We start from the raw sequence: 17,718 nt of genomic DNA on the forward strand, positions 1-17,718 counted from the left end.
CGCAGAGGTATCAATATGCCGCTGAGGCATCAGGCTCGCCAGTGGTGGGCCGCCGCCGGACGACACGCCGAACCGGTGGCGGGGCGACCTCCGGGACCTGCGGGCATCGTCGGCCGACGGATTCCGGGCGGCTCGCCTAGGGTCGGTCGCATGACCGAGTTCGACGCGGCGACCGCCGCCGTGCAGGCGGCCCTGGACGCCGGAGCCCGCTATGCCGACGCCCGGGTGATGCACCGGCGCTACGAGTCGATGTCGGCGCGCAACGGCGAGATCGAGGAGCTGACCCAGGACGAGAGCCTCGGCCTGGGCGTACGTGCGCTGGTCGGGTCGAGCTGGGGCTTCCACGCCGTACCCGAACTCTCCGACGCGGCGGCCCGCGACGCCGGACGGCGCGCCGCGCGGATCGCCGCCGCGAGCGCGCGGGTGCCCGGCCCGCCGATCGACCTGGTGCCGGCCGACCCGGCCACCGCGACCTGGACCTCGGAGTGCGCGGTCGACCCGCTCGGCGTGCCCCTCTCGACCAAGGGCGACCTGCTCGTCGACGCGACCGCGACGATGGCCGCGCACGGCGCCGACATCGCCGAGGGGCTCTACCAGATCTGGGACACCGCTAAGTGGTTCGTCTCCAGCGAGGGACACCGCGTCGACCAGCGGATCCGGGAGTGCGGCGGCGGCATCTCGGCGACCTCGATCGGCGAAGGCGAGACCCAGCGTCGCTCCTACCCCAGCTACCGCGGCCAGTACGGCACCACCGGCTGGGAGCTGGTCGACTCGCTCGACCTGCCGGCGCACGCGGCGCGGATCGCCGAGGAGTCCCGCGCCCTGCTCACCGCCCCGCTCTGCCCGGCCGGCGAGACCGACCTGATCCTCGGCGGCGAGCAGCTCGCCCTGCAGATCCACGAGTCGGTCGGGCACGCCATCGAGCTGGACCGGATCCTCGGCTGGGAGGCCGCCTTCGCCGGCACGTCCTGGCTGGATCTCGCCCAGCTCGGCACGCTGCGCTACGGCTCCGAGCTGATGAACGTCACCATCGACCCGACCATCCCCGGCGCGCTCGGCAGCTTCGGCTTCGACGACGAGGGCTCTCCCGCGGTGAAGCGCGACGCGGTCCGCGACGGACGCTGGGTGGGCGTGCTCGCCGGCCGCGACTCGGCCGCCGTCGCGGGCCTGAACTACGGCGGCAGCGTACGGGCCGACGGCTGGGCCCGGCTGCCGATGGTGCGGATGACCAACGTCGGCCTGGAGCCCGGCCCGCACACCCTGGAGGAGATCATCGCGGCCACCGACGACGGGGTGCTGATGGACATCAACCGCTCCTGGTCGATCGACGACAAGCGGCTCAACTTCCAGTTCGGCTGCGAGATCGGCTGGGAGGTGCGCAACGGCCGGCGCGGGCGGATGCTGCGCAACCCCACCTACACCGGCATCGGCCCGCTCTTCTGGCGGTCGATGGACATGCTCTCCGGCGAGACCGTCGCCTGGGGCACGCCCAACTGCGGCAAGGGCCAGCCCGGCCAGACCGGGCACACCGGCCACCCCGCCGCGCCGGCCCGCTTCCGCAACGTCCGGGTGGGGGTGCGGGCATGAGCGGCGGCGCGTCGGAGCTGGACCTCGCCGGGCAGGTCGTCGAGCTGGTCCGCCGCCTGGGCGGCCCGGCCGCCCAGGCGGAGGCGGTGGTGACCCGGGCCGACCTGGCACTGACCCGCTTCGCCAACTCCTTCATCCACCAGAACGTCGCCGACTCGACCGTCGGCGTCCGGCTGCGGGTGCACGTCGACGGCCGGACCGCCGCCGGCAGCGGCAGCGTGGTGAGTTCGCAGGGGCTGCGCGCGCTGGTCGAACGGACGCTGGCCGCGGCCCGGCTCTGCCCGCCCGACCCGGCCTGGCCGGGGCTCACCCCACCGTCGCCCGTGTCGGCCGGCGTCGCCGCCGACGAGGCGACCGTCCACGCCGAGCCGGACGAGCGGGCGGCCCGAGTCCGCGCCTTCGTGGACGCGGTGGGCGGCCTCGAGGCCGCCGGCTACTGCCGCACGTCGCACCGCTCCGGGGCCTTCGCCAACTCCGCCGGCCACTCGGCCCAGGGGCGCACCGCGGAGGCCGCGATGGACGGGATCGCCCGCACCGGCGGCTCGGACGGGGTGGCGCGTCACTGCGCCGACCGGCTCGCCGACCTCGACGGGGCCGCGCTCGGCGCCCGGGCCGCGGCCAAGGCGCGCGCCGCGGTCGATCCGGTCGAGCTGCCGCCGGGTCGCTACGAGGTGGTGCTCGAACCGGCCGCCGTCGCCGACCTGCTGCAGAACCTCTCCTGGTTCGGCTTCAACGGCAAGCGCCACGCCGAGCGGCAGTCCTTCGCCGAGCCGGGCGAGGCCCAGTTCGACCGGTCGGTGACCCTGGTGGACGATCCGCTGCACGGCTCCAACCTGCCCTACGACCTGGAGGGCACGGCGCGGCGGGAGTTGCGCCTGGTCGACGCCGGGGTCACCCGGGCGGTGGCGCACGACCGGCGCAGCGGTGTCGAGGCGGGCGCCGGCTCGACCGGTCACGGCATGCTCGGCGCCACCACCTTCGGCCCGATCCCCCGCAACCTCCGGCTGCTCGGCCCCGCCGCGGCCGACGGGGCGCCATCGGCCGCCGGTCCGCTCGGCGGGGCGCCGGAGTCCGAGGTCGCCGGCGCGGTGGCCGACGACGACACGGCTGCGCTGGTCGCCGGGGTCCGACGAGGGCTGCTGGTCAGCGACTTCTGGTACACCCGGGTGCTCGACCCGAAGAGCCTGGTGATCACCGGCCTGACCCGCAACGGGGTCTGGCTGATCGAGGACGGTGTGGTGACCCGGGCGGTCCGGGATCTGCGTTTCACCGAGTCCTACCCGCGGGCGCTCGGGCCGGGCGCGGTGCTCGGGCTCGGCCGGCACGCGATGCGCCAGCCCGACCGGATCGACGGCAACTGGTGGGAGGCACCCCCGGTGCGCCTCGCCGCGTGGAACTTCACCGGCGGCGCCTCCGGCTGATCGGGCTGCTGTCCGTGCTGTCCGCACCGACCGACGACGATCTTTCTGGACGCCCGGGCATCGATTGTGACGAGGGGCTTTCCAAGCGCCCGGACACACGGGACACTGCCTTGCGCGGACGGCCCGCGAAGATCGGCGTAACGTGTGTCACTTAGCTGCGCCGATACGTCCGGTGCGGTCGTTGGTGTGCGCATGACGTGGCAAGCGGGTGCGGGTTCGCCGGTCCGCGTGCCGACCGGAGGAAGATCCGCCCGCGCGTGCGGGCCCCGTCGAGGAGACGACTCGAATGACATCAACGGCAACGAAGCCGCGGGGAGCGCGGGCGCGCGCCGCCATCGCGGCGAAGACGTTGCGTACCGACCGCTGGTGGTTCGCTCCCCTGATCACCGTGGTCGGGCTCAGCGCCTGGGTCGCGTACGCGACGGTCCGGGTCTTCATGCACAAGTGGTACTGGGTCGAGGACTTCCACTACCTGACCCCGTTCTACTCCCCCTGCGTGACCGACCGCTGCTTGGAGGGAGCCGCACACTTCGGACGGTTCCTGCCCGGCTGGTGGATCATCCCGGACGCGGCGCTGACCCTGCCGTTCCTGCTGCTGTTCCGGCTCACCTGCTACTACTACCGCAAGGCGTACTACCGGTCGTTCTGGCTCTCGCCGCCGGCCTGCGCGGTGCCGGACGGGCACGCGTCCTACAGCGGTGAGACCCGGGTCCCGCTGCTCGGCCAGAACCTGCACCGCTACTTCTTCTACGCCGCCGCGATCATCTCGCTGATCAACACCTGGGACGCGATCCTGGCCTTCCACTCGCCGAAGGGCTTCGGCTTCGGGCTGGGCAACCTCGTCCTGATCGCCAACGTGGTGATGCTCTGGGCGTACACCATCTCCTGCCACTCCTGCCGGCACATCATCGGCGGCCGGCTCAAGCACTTCTCCAAGCACCCCGTGCGCTACCGGGCCTGGACGAGCGTGTCCTGGCTGAACGTCCGGCACATGCAGCTCGCCTGGATCACGCTCGGCACCCTGGCGCTGACCGACTTCTACGTCATGGCGGTCGCGGCCGGCTGGTTCAACGACCTGCGGTTCATCAACTAGAGGGCCTGGACATGACCACTACCACTCGAATCGAACGACACCACTACGACGTCGTCGTGATCGGCGCCGGCGGCGCCGGCCTGCGCGCGGCGATCGAGGCCCGGCTCGCCGGCAAGAAGACCGCGATCATCTCGAAGTCGCTCTTCGGCAAGGCGCACACGGTGATGGCCGAGGGCGGCGCCGCCGCCGCGATGGGGAACGTGAACAGTCGGGACAACTGGCAGGTCCACTTCCGGGACACGATGCGTGGCGGCAAGTTCCTGAACAACTTCCGGATGGCCGAGCTGCACGCGAAGGAGTCGCCGCAGCGGATCTGGGAGCTGGAGACGTACGGGGCGCTCTTCGACCGGACCAAGGACGGGAAGATCTCCCAGCGGAACTTCGGCGGTCACGAGTATCCGCGGCTGGCGCACGTCGGCGACCGGACCGGCCTGGAGCTGATCCGCACCCTCCAGCAGAAGATCGTCTCCCTCCAGCAGGAGGACAAGCGCGAACTCGGCTCGTACGACGCCCGGATCCGGGTCTTCTCCGAGACCACCATCACCGAGCTGCTGCTCGACGGTGACCGGGTCGCCGGCGCGTTCGGCTACTACCGGGAGTCCGGCGAGTTCATCCTCTTCGAGGCGCCCTCGGTGGTGCTGGCCACCGGCGGCGTCGGGCGCTCCTACAAGGTCACCTCGAACTCCTGGGAGTACACCGGCGACGGTCACGCGCTCGCGCTGCGCGCCGGGGCGACGCTGATCAACATGGAGTTCCTCCAGTTCCACCCCACCGGCATGGTCTGGCCGCCCTCGGTCAAGGGCATCCTGGTCACCGAGTCGGTGCGCGGTGACGGCGGGGTGCTGAAGAACTCCGACGGCAAGCGGTTCATGTTCGACTACGTCCCCGACGTCTTCCGCAAGCAGTACGCGGAGACCGAGGAGGAGGCGGACCGCTGGTACACCGACCCGGACAACAACCGGCGCCCGCCGGAGCTGCTGCCCCGTGACGAGGTGGCCCGGGCGATCAACAGCGAGGTCAAGGCGGGTCGTGGCACGCCGGCCGGCGGCGTCTTCCTGGACATCGCCAGCCGCAAGTCGGCCGAGGAGATCCGCCGCCGGCTGCCCTCGATGTACCACCAGTTCAAGGAGCTGGCCGACGTCGACATCACCGCCGAGCCGATGGAGGTCGGCCCGACCTGCCACTACGTAATGGGTGGCGTCGAGGTCGACCCGGACAGCGGGGCGGCCTTCGGCCACGTGCAGGGGCTGTTCGCCGCGGGCGAGGTCTCCGGCGGCATGCACGGCTCCAACCGGCTGGGTGGAAACTCCCTGTCCGACCTGCTGGTCTTCGGCAAGCGCGCCGGCGGGCACGCGGCCTCGTACGCCGACGGCCTCGCCGCCCGGCCCAAGGTGCCCGTGCAGGCGGTCGAGGCCGCGGTGGAGACCGCGCTGGCGCCGTTGCAGCGGGACACCGGGGAGAGCCCCTACACCCTCCAGCAGGACCTCCAGGCGGTGATGGGAGACCTGGTCGGAATCATCCGGCGCGAGGGCGAGCTGGCGGACGCCCTGGTCCGGCTGGCCGAGCTGCGTGAGCGGGTGGCCAAGGTCAGCGCGGCCGGTGGGCGGCGCTACAACCCGGGCTGGCACCTCGCGCTGGATCTGCGCAACATGCTGGTGGTCTCGGAGTGCACCGCCAAGGCGGCGCTGGAGCGGCGCGAGTCGCGCGGCGGGCACACCCGGGAGGACTTCCCGGCGATGGACCCGCAGTGGCGCCGGGTGAACCTGGTCTGCTCGCTCGAGGGCGACACCGTCCGGCTGACCCGCAAGCCGCTGCCGACGATGCGCGGGGAGCTGATCAGCCTGTTCGACCGGGCCGAGCTGGCCAAGTACCTGACCGACGAGGAGCTCGCGGAGTTCGACGCCCTCGCTGAGGAGGCGGGCAACTGATGGGGACCAAGCGCCAATTCCGGATCTGGCGGGGCGACGAGAGCGGCGGCGACCTGCAGGACTACATGGTCGAGGTGAACGAGGGTGAGGTCGTCCTCGACGTCATCCACCGGCTCCAGGCCACCGACGCGCCCGACCTGGCGTGCCGGTGGAACTGCAAGGCGGGCAAGTGCGGCTCCTGCTCGATGGAGATCAACGGCAAGCCGCGGCTGGGTTGCATGACCCGGATGTCCACCTTCGAGGAGGACGAGACGGTCACCGTCACCCCGTTGCGCACCTTCCCGGTCATCCGGGACCTGGTCACCGACGTCTCGTTCAACTACGAGAAGGCGCGGGAGACCCCGGCCTTCGCGCCGCCGTCGGACGTCGCCCCGGGCGACTACCGGATGCAGCAGGTCGACGTGGAGCGCTCGCAGGAGTTCCGCAAGTGCATCGAGTGCTTCCTCTGCCAGAACGTGTGCCACGTGATCCGGGACCACGAGGAGAACAAGCCGGCCTTCTCCGGACCACGGTTCTTCATCCGGGCCTCCGAGCTGGACATGCACCCGCTGGACACCCGGACGGACCGCAAGGAGTACGCGCAGGCGGAGATGGGCCTCGGGTACTGCAACATCACCAAGTGCTGCACCGAGGTCTGCCCCGAGCACATCAAGATCACTGACAACGGGATCATCCCCATGAAGGAGCGGGTCGTCGACCGCAGGTACGATCCCCTTGTGTGGCTTGGTAGCAAGATCTTCCGACGGGGCGAGACGCCTCAGACCAGCGCGAACGCCGTGGGCACGGGCGTCTCGGCGTCGTCCGCCAGCGCCTCGCCGACGTCCGCCGGCACCCACCTGCCCGGGGTGCACTCGCACGCGGGGGGCTCGCACGACCCGCAGGCCGAGGTGCAGGCGCAGAGCGGCGTGAACTGGCACCGCGAGGTGCCCCACCCGACCGCGCCAGCGGTGGACGACCGGGGCAAGCTGCCCCTGACGGAGCTCACCTTCGACCGGGCGGCCGCGCCGTCGCCGTTCGGCGACGACATCAGCTTCCCGCTGCCCCCGGAGCACCTGAACTTCGCCCACCCCGAGCAGGACAAGCACTAGAAACCTCGACGATGACGGGGGCCGCGGCGCAAGCCGCCGGCCCCCGTCCCGTTTTCACCCCGCTGTCCGCTTCGGTCGGCCGGGGCGGGTCAGCCGGCGGCGAGCAGTGGGCGGAGCGCGGCGACGATCGGGGCGTCGGCCGGCAGCCAGGTCACCGAGTCCAGTTCGGCGGCGGAGAGCCAGCGCAGCGCCGAATGCTCCAGCGCCTGGGGCTGGTCGTCGTGGAGCAGCCGGGCCGCGTACACCTTGAGCACCGACCGGCCGTGGGCCATCTTGACGTTGCGGCCCACCCGGTCGCCGATCTCCACGCGTACGGCCAGTTCCTCGGCGCACTCGCGGACCAGCGCGTCGGTCTCGGACTCCCCGGGCTCGACCTTGCCACCGGGGAACTCCCACATCCCGGCCACCTCGGGCGGCGCGGAACGCGCGCACGCGAGCACGCGCCCGTCCTCGATGATCGCCGCGCCGACGATCACTTTGAGATCCCGTCGCGCGGCCTGTCCGCCGCCGTTAGCCCGTTCGGTCTGCACGGCCGTCCAGCGTGCCAGATCAATCGGCGGTTTGGGTACCGTAACCGGCCGCTTAAGCCAGGAGAACCCGGAAGTGTGGGCGTGGACACGCGCACCGGAGGGCGACAAGACTAGAGGCCACCGACAAGACACGGGATGGCGACGATTTGGCCACGAGCCGGCAACGGCGCCTGGGAGGTGCGGTGATGCGTGCGCTTTTCACTGGCCGAGCGAAGAAGGACTACCTCTCCGATGCGCTCACGCTGCTCTCCGGGTGGACCCGGGAGGGCGAGCAGATCCGACGGACCCTCGTGATCGACGACAGCCAACACGCCGCCCTGACCGAGCGGGTCAAGGTGGTGGCGGACGCTCTGCACCTGCGCCCGGACATCAGCCGCCGGGCTGACCATACCCAGATCCGGGTGGGGCACGGCAGCACCCCGCTCAGCGAGGGCGAGGTCCTGCTGGCCGCCCGCATCGAGGACGCCTACCGGGCGGTCACCGAGTCCTGAGGCGCCGGCCGGCTCAGCCGTCGGCGTCCTGCGGGTACCAGCGCAGCTCGACCGAGTTGCCGTCCGGGTCGCGGACGTAGATCGACGTGGCGGAGCCCCGCGCCCCGAACCTGCCGACCGGCCCCTCCAGCACGGTGAAGATCCCGGAGTCGACCACCTCGGCCCAGTCGAGCGGCGACACCACCAGGCAGAAGTGGTCGACGTTCGACTGGCCCCGCTCCCGGTGGACGAGGTCGATGATGGTGTCCGGGCTGACCCGCACCGAGGGGAACGGCACCCTGCCGTCCCGCCACTCGTCGACGCGGACCGGCGCCAGGCCGAGCAGGCCGCAGTAGAAGCCCAGGGCGCGCTCGACGTCGGCGACGTTGAGCACCAGATGGTCGAAGCCGGTCACCCGTACGTTGGTCGCCCCGTGGATGGTCGTGCTGCTCATGGTTCACCTCTCGGTTCGGGTCAGGCGGACGACTCAACGATCCGGCCTCGGGCGACGGAGACCAAGATGCGATCCGGCTACGATCGTTGCCCCTGGCTCAACGATGGGATGCACCCGATGCTGGAGCGGTACGAGGTCGAGGCCTTCCTGACCCTCGCCGACGAGCTGCACTTCGGCCGGACCGCCACCCGACTGCGGGTGACCACCGGGCGGGTCAGCCACGTGATCAAGCGGTTGGAGCGGCGGATCGGCGCACCGCTCTTCGCGCGGACCAGCCGGGTCGTCCAGCTCACCCCGATCGGCCGGCAACTCGCCGACGACCTCCGGCCACTGGTCGTCGGGATCGACGAGGCGCTCGCCCGGGCGGTGGACGCCGGCCGCGGGGTGACCGGCACGCTGCGGGTCGCGTTCCTCGGCGAATGGACCGCGCCGGTGCTGCTCAAGGCCGTCGCCCTGTTCGGCGAGCGCCATCCGGAGTGCGTCGTCGAGGTACGCGAGGTCCAGCTCTTCAACTCCCGGCCGAGCCTGCTCGACGGTTCGGTCGACGTGCTCATCGCCGCGTACCCCTTCGACGGCATGGCGACCGGGCCGGCGCTGATCAGCGAGGGCCGGGCGCTGGCCGTGCCGACCGGGCACCCGCTGGCCGGCGCGGAGTCCGTCTCGCTGGAGGTGCTGGCCGACCACCCGGTGGTGCAGTACCCGGCGGTGACCTCAGCGGAGTTCAAGCGGGACCGCACACCCGAGCACACCCCGTCCGGCCGACCGGTGCCGAAGGGGCCCGCCGGCAACACCTTCTCCGAGATGTTGTCGCTGGTGGCGCTGGGCCGGGGCGTGCTCCCGGTCGGCGAGCACACCCGGCATTACTACCCGCGCCCCGACGTGGCGTACGTGCCGATCCACGACGCCCCGCCCATCCGGCGCGGCCCGGTGTGGCTGGAGACCAACGCGACGGCCCGGGTCCGCGCGTTCGTCCGGGCCGCGGCCGACTCGGTCGTACGCTGACTCGCGCCGGCCCGCAGTGGCGTGCCCTGCCTACCGTGAGGCGCATGGCCAACGCGACCTATGACCGCAAGGAACAGTTCCAGCAGATCCAGAGCGGGCTGCTCGACTCGGAGCAGATCATCGCCGTCTACGACGCGGTCGGCGCCGGCACCGGCTTCATCGGCCTCACCGACCGGCGCGTGATCATCCAGGACCGCTCGTTCGTCGGCAAGCGGTACGCCATCACCAGCATCCCGTACTCGAAGATCACCAGCGTGAGCGTGGTCAGCAACAAGTCGTGGGGTGGTTCGTTCTTCTCCACCGGGTCGATCGCCATCCACGTCGGCACGCACACCTACGAGGTCGAATTCCGTGGTGCGCAGAAGAGCCACCACGTCCACAATGTGATCCTGCATCACATCTCCTGACCGCGGCCGGGGCCGGTCGCGGCTGACGAGAGGCGGCGACGTGGCGTTCGCTCATCGGCGGCGGGTCGCCGCCCGCCGCCGATGAGGCACGGCGAGTTCGAGGATCCGCGGCTGGTCACGGTCTACGACGCCGAGTGCCCGTGGGGCCGGGACGACGACTTCTTCCTCGCCGCGGTCGACGAGACGCCGGCCGCCCGGGTGCTCGACCTCGGCTGCGGGACGGGCCGGTTGACCGTCGCCATGGCGGCGGCGGGCCACCCCGTCACCGGCGTCGACCCGGCTCGCGCCTCGCTCGCCGCGGCCCGCGCCAAACCAGGTGCCGACCAGGTCACCTGGATCGAGGGCACCTCGCACGCGCTGCCGAGCGGGACCTTCGACGTGGCCGTTCTGACCAGCCACGTGGCGCAGGTTTTCGTCGACGATGCCGAGTGGACGGCCACCCTCGCCGACCTGCGCCGCGCGTTGCTGCCCGGCGGCCGGCTGCTCTTCGACGCACGCGACCCGGCCGACCGGCGCTGGGAGCGCTGGAACCCGGTCGACTCCGCACGCCTGATCACCCTGCCCGACGGGCGGGAGGTCCGGGCCTGGACCGAGGTGACGTCCGTGCTGCAGAACGCGGTCAGCTTCGTCCACCACTACGTCTTTCCGGGCGGCGACGAACTGCTCAGCTCGGCCACCCTGCGCTTCCGCACCGAGCGGGAGCTGCGCGACTCGCTGCGGGCGGCCGGCTTCGCCGTGGATCACGTCTACGGCGGCTGGGGCCGCGAGCCGGTCGGCGCGGGCGACGGTGAACTCGTGGTGCTGGCCCACCTCTCCGCCTGAGGGTGTCAGGCCCTCACCGCGGCAGCGTGTGCGCCCCCCACCACTGCTCCTCGGTCATCCCGGTGCGCTCGGCGGCCTGCGCGGAGTTCACGGACCACTCTCGCCCGCGCTGCACCTGGTGCACGCCTTGACAGAGACATCGGAAAGCCTAGACTTACCGTTCGTGGCCACTTACCAAGGGCGGATGCTCGAAGCCCTCGGCGACCCGACCCGGCGGCGCATCTTCGAGTCGCTGGCCGCCGGGCCGCGCTCAGTCGCGGAGATCGCGAACGGCCTGCCAGTCAGCCGGCCCGCTGTCTCGCAGCACCTCAAGGTGCTCAAGGGCGCCGGGCTGGTCTCGTCGACGGCGGTCGGCACCCGGCGCCTGCACGCCGTCGACCCGCAGGGCCTGGCGGCGATCCGCGGCTACTTCGACCAGTTCTGGAACCAGGCCCTGGCGGCGTTCGCCGAGGCCGCCGAGAACCCACCGGAGGAGAAGACGTGACAGCGCACACCGATCAGGCTTCCGTCGTACGCAGCAGCATCCACGTCGCGGCGACCCCCGAGCACGCGTTCGAGGTGTTCACCAGCGGCATCGACCGGTGGTGGACGCGATCCCACCACGTCCAGTCCGGCGAGCTGAAGCAGGTCGGCGTCGATCCCCACGTCGGCGGCCGGATGTGGGAGGAGAACGACGCCGGCGAGGTCTGCGCCTGGGGCCGCGTCCTCACCTGGGATCCGCCGCGCACGTTCGCCTTCTCCTGGCTCGTCGGGCCCGACTGGAAGCCGCCCGCGCCGGACGCGGTCGGTAGCCGGGTGACCGTGACCTTCACCCCGACCGACACCGGCACGCAGGTCGACCTGGTGCACGACCGGCTCGATGTGCACGGGCCCGGCTGGGAAGGGGTGCGCGACGCCGTCGGCAGCGAGGGTGGTTGGCCGGGTGGGCTGCGCGAGTTCGCTGCGGTGCTCTGACCGCCCAGACCGCGTCGGGCCGGCCCGGGCTACCTACCGGGCACGGCCCCTCGCCACGGCGGCTCGATGATCCGCCGCCTCCGCGGATCGGACGTCAGACATGAGGGCGGTGATGTTCAGCCGGCGGCCCAGGACGGATTCAACACCTGGTACATGACGTGGTCCTGCCACCGTCCGGCGATGTTGAGGTACTCCGGCGCCACGCCGAACCGCACGAACCCGTTGCGTTCCAGCACCCGCTGCGATCTGACGTTGTGCAGCAGGGTCTCTGCCTGCACCCGGTGCAGCCCCAACTCCTCGAAGGCCACCCGCACGATCTCGCGCACCGCCTTCGTCGCGACTCCTCGGCCATTGTGGCTGGCGCTCACCCAGTAACCCATGGCGCATGACTGGAAGGGGCCGCGCACTATGCCGCTGAGCGTGATCCGGCCGATCACGCGACCGGAGTCGTCGAGGATGACGTGGGGCAGCTTCGATCCCTGTTCGTGCTGCCGGAGGTCGGCTTCTATGACGGCGTGCTGGCCGTCCGCCGTGAAGTAGTCCTCACTCCGGATCGGGTCCCACGGCGCGAGGAACTCACGGTTGACGCGGAGCACCTCGGCCAAGGCCGGCGCATCGTCCGAGGCAATGAGTCGGGTGATCTTCACCCGTCCATCGTCCCAGGCCAGCATGTCCCCTTTTTCGCCCGGCTGGACGTTGAGGCGGAATGTAGAGCCGCTGTCCCGTCACTAGCGTGAACGGCCGGCGACACCTGCTCACACGGCGTCTCGGGCTGCCATCGTTGGTGGCTAATTGACGATGTTTGACAGTGTCCTGTGCCCCCTGTGTGCCCCAGACACCTCGCGTGCTACCACTTCCGCCGCCATTCGAGGCGACCGCGGTGCGCCACGGCGGGGACGTCCCCGTGCTGGACGTACAGCACCTCGTCCTCAACCCACCAGACGTCGTCAGCAAAGAGGACGACCGGAGCCTCCAACCTCAGGGCAAGGAGACAACCGTCAGAGCTGCCGGGCAACCCCTCCAGGTCGTCCACCAGCTCAATCCGTCCTGCGGTGACGGGCTCAGTCATCACACCACCATTCTGCCGACGCCCGTCGGTCCTGAGCATGCCGGATACGGACGGGTGACGCCCACGGTCCGCGACGCTGGTGTGCCAGGCAACCGCTTCTGCCGAGAAGGGTTCACCCGGTCGTGCGATGGACCTCCGATGCTTGGGAAACAGCCCGCGGACGCACGGGTCTCACATGCGGCGGATGGTGGGCGGGCGCTCGTCACACAGGCCGGAGCGCCCAGATCAGGGTGGTAACCCTGGTTAGTGGCCGAGAGTGCGGTAACGGAGGTGAACGACGCCGTTTTGGAATCGGCGCTCGTCGATGAGCGCGAAGTCGGTGCGCACGCCAGTAGGCAGCCCGGGCTTGCCGCCTCCGACGGCCGTGGGCCAGACGAACAACTGGCACTCGTCAACGAGTCCAGCCTGCATGGCTTGCGCCGCCAGGTTGGCGCCTCCAATGGTGATATCACTGTCGGCCGTGGCCTTGAGCTGGTGTACGACGGCGGGGTCGAAACGGCGCTCCAAGCTGGTGGCGGCCGTTGACACCGCAGTGAGAGTCGTGGAGTAGACGACCTTGTTTGCCGCTTGCCAGGCGCTCGCGAAGTCAGCCGTGAGGCCGGACTGCGCGGCTAGAGCAGCGTCGGTTTCCCAGACAGCCATCAATTCGTACAGGCGCCGCCCGTAAAGGAAAGTACCCACGGACCGCAGGAGGTTGGTGGTGAACGTGAATACCTCGTCGTCGCGCGGGAACCAGGAGAAGGCTCCGCTTTCGTCCTCGATATAGCCGTCAATCGACACATTAGTTACGTAGATCAGCTTGGCCATGGCCTCTACCTCCCAGTGCACGTAGGACCCGATCGGGATGTCACCCTCGCCTGCTAGCTGGTTGAGCATCGCGGGTCGGGCGGAAGTTCCGCCTCTCGCCCGTTCTACGAACGACTCGGCCCGGATCCGACGCCATCCCGAGAGAAAGTTCCACGGGATCGTCCGCTGGGTCGGCCCACGCCAGCGATGTCCGCTTCTGTCGCCGTCTTGACCGGAATCGAGGATGGCATGCCCGGCGACAGGCGGCCCGCCAGTTACGCACCGTGTCGTTCTGGCCGGGGCGCTAACTTGCTTCGGTGAGCTATGACATGTTCGTTCAGTGGTTCGAGCGGGGCGATGCCGCCCCAATGGCGGGTGGAGCTTTCTTGGCCGCTTTTGAGCCCCGCGTCGACCGCCGGGAACTTCAGCACGGCTACTGGCACATCAGCGCAGACGACGGCGGCACCGCAGACGTCTACGCCGCCGTTGTCGACGACTCGCTCGACAGTCTCATGATCAGCCGGTTCTCCGTCGGCGCCGTTCTCGACCTGCTCGTCAAGTTCATCGGGCTCGCCGATGCCGTTGTGCTTCCACCTGGCTGCCCCACCTTGCTCGCGCACGAGGGTCAGCGGCACCACCTTCCCGGGGAACTTCGCGCTGAAGCCGTGGTCGTTCAAGCGGGCGCGGACGTGGAGCGCGTCCTGCAGAGCTGCTAGGCGACGTGCAAAGCATGTGGTGGGACTGGACGCGCCGGCAGCCGGCCGTCCTCACGGTCCAACCTCCTGAACTGCGGGAACAGGCCGGAGTCAGACGTTGAAGCGGAACTCCACCACGTCGCCGTCCTGCATGACGTACTCCTTGCCCTCGATCCGGACCTTGCCGGCGGCCTTGGCGGCGGCCATGCTGCCGGTGTCGACCAGGTCGGCGTAGGAGACCACCTCGGCCTTGATGAAGCCGCGCTGGAAGTCGGAGTGGATGACCCCCGCGGCCTCCGGCGCGGTGGCGCCGATCGGGACCGTCCAGGCCCGCGCCTCCTTGGGCCCGGCCGTGAGGTACGTCTGGAGCCCGAGCGTACGGAAGCCGACCCGGACGAGCTGGTTCAGGCCGGGCTCGTTCTGCCCGATCGACTCCAGCAGCTCCCGGGCCTCCTCCTCGGGCAGGTCCACCAGCTCCGACTCGATCTTTGCGTCCATGAAGATCGCCTCGGCCGGGGCGACCAGGGCCCGCAGCTCGTCGAGGAACTCGGCGTTGCCCAGCTCGGCCTCGTCGACGTTGAAGACGTAGAGGAACGGCTTGGTGGTGAGCAGGTGCAGCTCGCGCAGGTGCTCCAGCTCGATGCCCGCCTTGGCGGCGCCGGCGTAGAGGGTGACGCCGGTGTCGAGCAGCTCGACGGCCTTCTTCGCGGCGGTCACGGCGGCGGCCCGGTCCTTGCGGAGCTTGGCCTCCTTCTCCAGCCGCGGCACCGCCTTCTCCAGGGTCTGGATGTCGGCCAGGATCAGCTCGGTGTTGATCGTCTCGATGTCGTCGGCCGGGGAGACCTTGCCGTCGACGTGCACCACGTTCGGGTCGGAGAAGGCCCGGACCACCTGGCAGATCGCCGAGGCGTCCCGGATGTTCGCCAGGAACGCGTTGCCCCGACCCTGCCCCTTGGAGGCGCCGCGCACCAGGCCGGCGATGTCGACGAACGACACCGGCGCGGGCAGCACCTTCTGCGAGCTGAAGATCTCGGCGAGCTTGCCCAGCCGCTCGTCGGGCAGCCCGACGACGCCGACGTTGGGCTCGATGGTGGCGAACGGGTAGTTCGCCGCGAGCACGTCGTTCTTGGTCAGCGCGTTGAACAGGGTGCTCTTGCCCACGTTGGGCAGGCCGACGATGCCGATGGTGAGACTCACGACGAGCCAGCTTACGCCGGTGCCGTCGGGGGCCGGGCAGGCGGTGCGGTGTCGCGTACCGGAATCGGCCGGCCGCCCACGCCCGCCGGGCCCGGCCCGACCCGGCCGGTGTTCAGCTGAGCAGGCGCGGGGCGATGATCGCCTCGCGGACCGTGCCGTCCGTGGCGCGGCTGATCTCGTACGCCGAGACTCCCTCCCGGTCGGCGACCGCCTCGACCAGCTTGTCACCCCGGTAGACCAGGCCGACGCCGTCGTCGGTGCAGTGCGCGACCGGCAGCGTGCCCTCGCCGACGAGGCGGTGCATCAGCGGCCGACGCTGCTCCTCGCTGTCGTAGTGCACCCCGTTGCCGTAGGGCAGCCAGCCCAGCCCGTCGGTGAACCCGCGCAGGTCGGGGCCGAAGCTGTCGGTGGCCCCGCCGACGTGCCAGCAGATCGAGCCGGCGGAGACGCCGCCCAGCACCACCCCGGCCTGCCAGCACTCGTGCAGGATCTCGTCGAGGCCGTGCACCCGCCAGACGGCGACCAGGTTGGCCACGCTGCCGCCGCCGACCCAGATCACGTCCTGGGCGAGCAGGTGGGCGCGGATGTCCTCGACGTTCGGCATCGGGAAGAGAGCCAGGTGGGACAGCCGGAACCGGGTGCCGGCGAACGCGCTGTAGACGGCGGTCAGGTTGGTGGGCTGGTCACCGACGGCCTGCCCCAGGTAGCAGATGCGCGGCTCCGGACCGGCCTGCGCCAACTCGGCCCCGAGGTCGAAGATCGGGCCGGGCCGCAGGACCTGCGGGCCGCGGCCCCGGGCGAAGAAACCCATGCTGGTGGCGAGGATGGTCGGTTCGCTGGCGGGCATGGTCGTCCTTCCGTCGGGAGCACCGCCCATCCTGCCGGAGCCGGCGTCGCGGCGTCGGCCGGGCCCGGGGTGGCCCGGCGCCCGCGACGGCGAGCGCCCCGACCGCCGGTCAGCTGCGGCGGAGCTGGCGGGGCACGACCGACCCGGCGGGCCGGGCGGTGGCTGGGGGCTCTTCGGCGGGCAGCTCGGCGGGTGGCAGGGCGCCCGGGGGCAGCTCGCGGGCGGCGGCGACCGGAAGCGTGAAACGGGCCTCGGCCTTGTCGCCGGCGGCACGCGACTCACGGAGCATCCAGCGCACCTCGTCGGCCGTCCAGCCGAGCCCGCGCCGGCCCGCGATCTCCCGGACCAGCCGCAGACCGGGCCGGGTGTCGTCGTCGTAGAAGCGCATGCACCAGTGATGCGCCCACATGCCGAGCGCCCGCAGCCCGTCGTCGTCGAGGGAACGGACCAGGCGGCCGCACGCGGTGTCGGGGAAGGGCCGGGCCGGGTCGGCGGCGCGATCGCGCTCGATCGCCCCGACGGCGGCCGGCGCCACCGCGCGCATCCGGCGGTAGAAGGTCTGGAGCACGGCCCGGTCGAGCGGTGGGTGCCCGCTCCGCGTCGCTTCGCGACCCGCCACGCTCGCCATCGCCGCACCCCTTCTTGAGTTGGTGGCCGGACGTTACCCGCCGGCACCGACACTTTCGGCACCGCCGGGCGCTCTCCGCCACGATGACCCGTTGCGGCCCCTTTGCTCTGCTTCACTCCCGGCAACAGCGAGCGCCATGATCTGTTGCCTCGGCTGAAGCAGAGCAAAGGACGCGCCGAGGGATGGTCGCTCCCCCACCACACCGCCCTGACCTGCGACGTCGACCGGACGCCGGGCGGATCAACGGTGCCGCCGGGGCGCGGGGCGCGGTGTCGCGGGACCGGCGGCGGGCGATCGAGCCGTCCGGGTCAGCCCTCGGCGGGATCGGGCTGCGCCGACCCGGGCTGCGCAGACCCGGGCCGGCGGCGGTGGCTCCAGTCGATCAGCGGCTGGAGCAGCACCATCAACTCCCGGCCGTCCGGGGAGGGCGCGTAGCGGATCTGGACCGGCGAGGTGGGGATCACCGTCCGCTCGATCAGCCCGTCGGCCTCCAGCTCCTTGAGCCGCTGGGCGAGCAGCCGGTCGGAGATCCCGCTCACCCCGGCCCGGTACTCGCCGAACCGGCGCGCCCCGCGCACGCCGGCCAACAGGATGGCGCCGGTCCACCGCCGGCCGACCAGCTCCAGCGAGTCCTGGAAGACCCGGCAGCCGGTGTCGTCGATGTCCTGGTAACGCCGCAGGTCGAAAGGCTGAGGAGTAATCACTTACCAAAGATTAGTAGCTAACCTGCGGTTTGCCCA

At 71.0% G+C, this 17,718-nt stretch carries 21 protein-coding genes; 12 read left to right on the top strand and 9 right to left on the bottom strand.

Going from position 1 to position 17,718, the window contains the following annotated elements:
- Window positions 1-150 precede the first annotated feature (150 nt).
- The 5 genes from ACIBBA_RS00135 (at window position 151) to ACIBBA_RS00155 (ending at window position 7,117) form a co-directional block, all read left to right on the top strand.
- The gene (locus ACIBBA_RS00135; protein ID WP_396692339.1) at window positions 151-1,587 is read left to right on the top strand and encodes a TldD/PmbA family protein; all 1,437 of its coding nucleotides are present in this window, start codon (window positions 151-153) and stop codon (window positions 1,585-1,587) included.
- Window positions 1,584-3,008, top strand: coding sequence for a TldD/PmbA family protein (locus ACIBBA_RS00140; RefSeq protein ID WP_396692341.1), 1,425 nt, complete (start codon window positions 1,584-1,586; stop codon window positions 3,006-3,008). The genes ACIBBA_RS00135 and ACIBBA_RS00140 overlap by 4 nt, the downstream gene beginning before the upstream one ends.
- Before the next feature lie 286 nt (window positions 3,009-3,294).
- Complete coding sequence (locus ACIBBA_RS00145) at window positions 3,295-4,101, top strand: hypothetical protein (protein ID WP_396692343.1); 807 nt, start codon at window positions 3,295-3,297, stop codon at window positions 4,099-4,101.
- Window positions 4,102-4,112: 11 nt separating this feature from the next.
- The gene (locus ACIBBA_RS00150) at window positions 4,113-6,029 is read left to right on the top strand and encodes a fumarate reductase/succinate dehydrogenase flavoprotein subunit (RefSeq protein WP_396692345.1); all 1,917 of its coding nucleotides are present in this window, start codon (window positions 4,113-4,115) and stop codon (window positions 6,027-6,029) included.
- Window positions 6,029-7,117 carry a succinate dehydrogenase/fumarate reductase iron-sulfur subunit gene (locus tag ACIBBA_RS00155; protein ID WP_396692347.1) on the top strand — a complete coding sequence of 363 codons (1,089 nt, stop codon included), beginning with the start codon at window positions 6,029-6,031 and terminating at the stop codon, window positions 7,115-7,117. Before ACIBBA_RS00150 ends, ACIBBA_RS00155 begins: the two co-directional genes overlap by 1 nt.
- 89 nt (window positions 7,118-7,206) lie before the next feature.
- On the opposite strand, the gene ACIBBA_RS00160 is transcribed toward ACIBBA_RS00155, so the two are convergent.
- Entirely contained in the window at window positions 7,207-7,647 is a 441-nt protein-coding gene (locus ACIBBA_RS00160; protein ID WP_396692349.1) for a (deoxy)nucleoside triphosphate pyrophosphohydrolase, read from the bottom strand.
- A 185-nt stretch (window positions 7,648-7,832) separates the two neighbouring features.
- Here ACIBBA_RS00160 and ACIBBA_RS00165 point away from each other — a divergent pair, with 185 nt between their 5' ends.
- Window positions 7,833-8,138, top strand: coding sequence for a 4a-hydroxytetrahydrobiopterin dehydratase (locus tag ACIBBA_RS00165; RefSeq protein ID WP_350871516.1), 306 nt, complete (start codon window positions 7,833-7,835; stop codon window positions 8,136-8,138).
- Between the two features lie 13 nt (window positions 8,139-8,151).
- Here the strand turns inward: ACIBBA_RS00165 and ACIBBA_RS00170 are convergent, their stop codons facing one another.
- The gene (locus ACIBBA_RS00170) at window positions 8,152-8,571 is read right to left on the bottom strand and encodes a VOC family protein (protein WP_396692352.1); all 420 of its coding nucleotides are present in this window, start codon (window positions 8,569-8,571) and stop codon (window positions 8,152-8,154) included.
- Between the two features lie 117 nt (window positions 8,572-8,688).
- Here ACIBBA_RS00170 and ACIBBA_RS00175 point away from each other — a divergent pair, with 117 nt between their 5' ends.
- From ACIBBA_RS00175 to ACIBBA_RS00195, 5 genes are all read left to right on the top strand, one after another.
- Window positions 8,689-9,573 carry a LysR family transcriptional regulator gene (locus tag ACIBBA_RS00175; RefSeq protein WP_396692354.1) on the top strand — a complete coding sequence of 295 codons (885 nt, stop codon included), beginning with the start codon at window positions 8,689-8,691 and terminating at the stop codon, window positions 9,571-9,573.
- 44 nt (window positions 9,574-9,617) lie between these two features.
- Complete coding sequence (locus tag ACIBBA_RS00180; protein WP_350871508.1) at window positions 9,618-9,980, top strand: PH domain-containing protein; 363 nt, start codon at window positions 9,618-9,620, stop codon at window positions 9,978-9,980.
- 81 nt (window positions 9,981-10,061) lie between these two features.
- Entirely contained in the window at window positions 10,062-10,802 is a 741-nt protein-coding gene (locus ACIBBA_RS00185) for a class I SAM-dependent methyltransferase (protein ID WP_396692356.1), read from the top strand.
- A gap of 163 nt (window positions 10,803-10,965) precedes the next feature.
- Window positions 10,966-11,286 (top strand): ArsR/SmtB family transcription factor, encoded by a 321-nt coding sequence (locus tag ACIBBA_RS00190; protein WP_396692358.1) that lies wholly within the window; start codon window positions 10,966-10,968, stop codon window positions 11,284-11,286.
- Window positions 11,283-11,756: an SRPBCC family protein gene (locus ACIBBA_RS00195; RefSeq protein ID WP_396692360.1), complete on the top strand. Its 474-nt coding sequence runs from the start codon at window positions 11,283-11,285 to the stop codon at window positions 11,754-11,756. Before ACIBBA_RS00190 ends, ACIBBA_RS00195 begins: the two co-directional genes overlap by 4 nt.
- Before the next feature lie 116 nt (window positions 11,757-11,872).
- On the opposite strand, the gene ACIBBA_RS00200 is transcribed toward ACIBBA_RS00195, so the two are convergent.
- The 3 genes from ACIBBA_RS00200 to ACIBBA_RS00210 all read right to left on the bottom strand — a co-directional run bounded on the left by ACIBBA_RS00200 (window position 11,873) and on the right by ACIBBA_RS00210 (window position 13,632).
- Complete coding sequence (locus ACIBBA_RS00200) at window positions 11,873-12,403, bottom strand: GNAT family N-acetyltransferase (protein WP_396693376.1); 531 nt, start codon at window positions 12,401-12,403, stop codon at window positions 11,873-11,875.
- A gap of 200 nt (window positions 12,404-12,603) precedes the next feature.
- Window positions 12,604-12,789 carry a hypothetical protein gene (locus ACIBBA_RS00205; RefSeq protein WP_396692362.1) on the bottom strand — a complete coding sequence of 62 codons (186 nt, stop codon included), beginning with the start codon at window positions 12,787-12,789 and terminating at the stop codon, window positions 12,604-12,606.
- Between the two features lie 279 nt (window positions 12,790-13,068).
- Window positions 13,069-13,632: a dihydrofolate reductase family protein gene (locus ACIBBA_RS00210; RefSeq protein WP_396692364.1), complete on the bottom strand. Its 564-nt coding sequence runs from the start codon at window positions 13,630-13,632 to the stop codon at window positions 13,069-13,071.
- Between the two features lie 296 nt (window positions 13,633-13,928).
- Between ACIBBA_RS00210 and ACIBBA_RS00215 the strand changes: the two genes are divergently transcribed.
- On the top strand, window positions 13,929-14,327 hold the full coding sequence (locus tag ACIBBA_RS00215; RefSeq protein ID WP_396692366.1) for a hypothetical protein: 399 nt from the start codon (window positions 13,929-13,931) through the stop codon (window positions 14,325-14,327).
- A 90-nt stretch (window positions 14,328-14,417) separates the two neighbouring features.
- Here the strand turns inward: ACIBBA_RS00215 and ychF are convergent, their stop codons facing one another.
- The 4 genes from ychF to ACIBBA_RS00235 form a co-directional block, all read right to left on the bottom strand.
- On the bottom strand, window positions 14,418-15,503 hold the full coding sequence (gene ychF, locus ACIBBA_RS00220; protein WP_396692368.1) for a redox-regulated ATPase YchF: 1,086 nt from the start codon (window positions 15,501-15,503) through the stop codon (window positions 14,418-14,420).
- 112 nt (window positions 15,504-15,615) lie between these two features.
- Entirely contained in the window at window positions 15,616-16,350 is a 735-nt protein-coding gene (locus tag ACIBBA_RS00225) for a Type 1 glutamine amidotransferase-like domain-containing protein (RefSeq protein ID WP_396692370.1), read from the bottom strand.
- Between the two features lie 109 nt (window positions 16,351-16,459).
- Window positions 16,460-16,978 (bottom strand): hypothetical protein, encoded by a 519-nt coding sequence (locus ACIBBA_RS00230; RefSeq protein WP_396692372.1) that lies wholly within the window; start codon window positions 16,976-16,978, stop codon window positions 16,460-16,462.
- Between the two features lie 308 nt (window positions 16,979-17,286).
- Complete coding sequence (locus tag ACIBBA_RS00235) at window positions 17,287-17,682, bottom strand: winged helix-turn-helix transcriptional regulator (RefSeq protein WP_396692374.1); 396 nt, start codon at window positions 17,680-17,682, stop codon at window positions 17,287-17,289.
- Window positions 17,683-17,718 lie beyond the last annotated feature (36 nt).

The organism is Micromonospora sp. NPDC051006 (genome assembly GCF_044456245.1).
Classification (GTDB): Bacteria; Actinomycetota; Actinomycetes; order Mycobacteriales; family Micromonosporaceae; genus Micromonospora.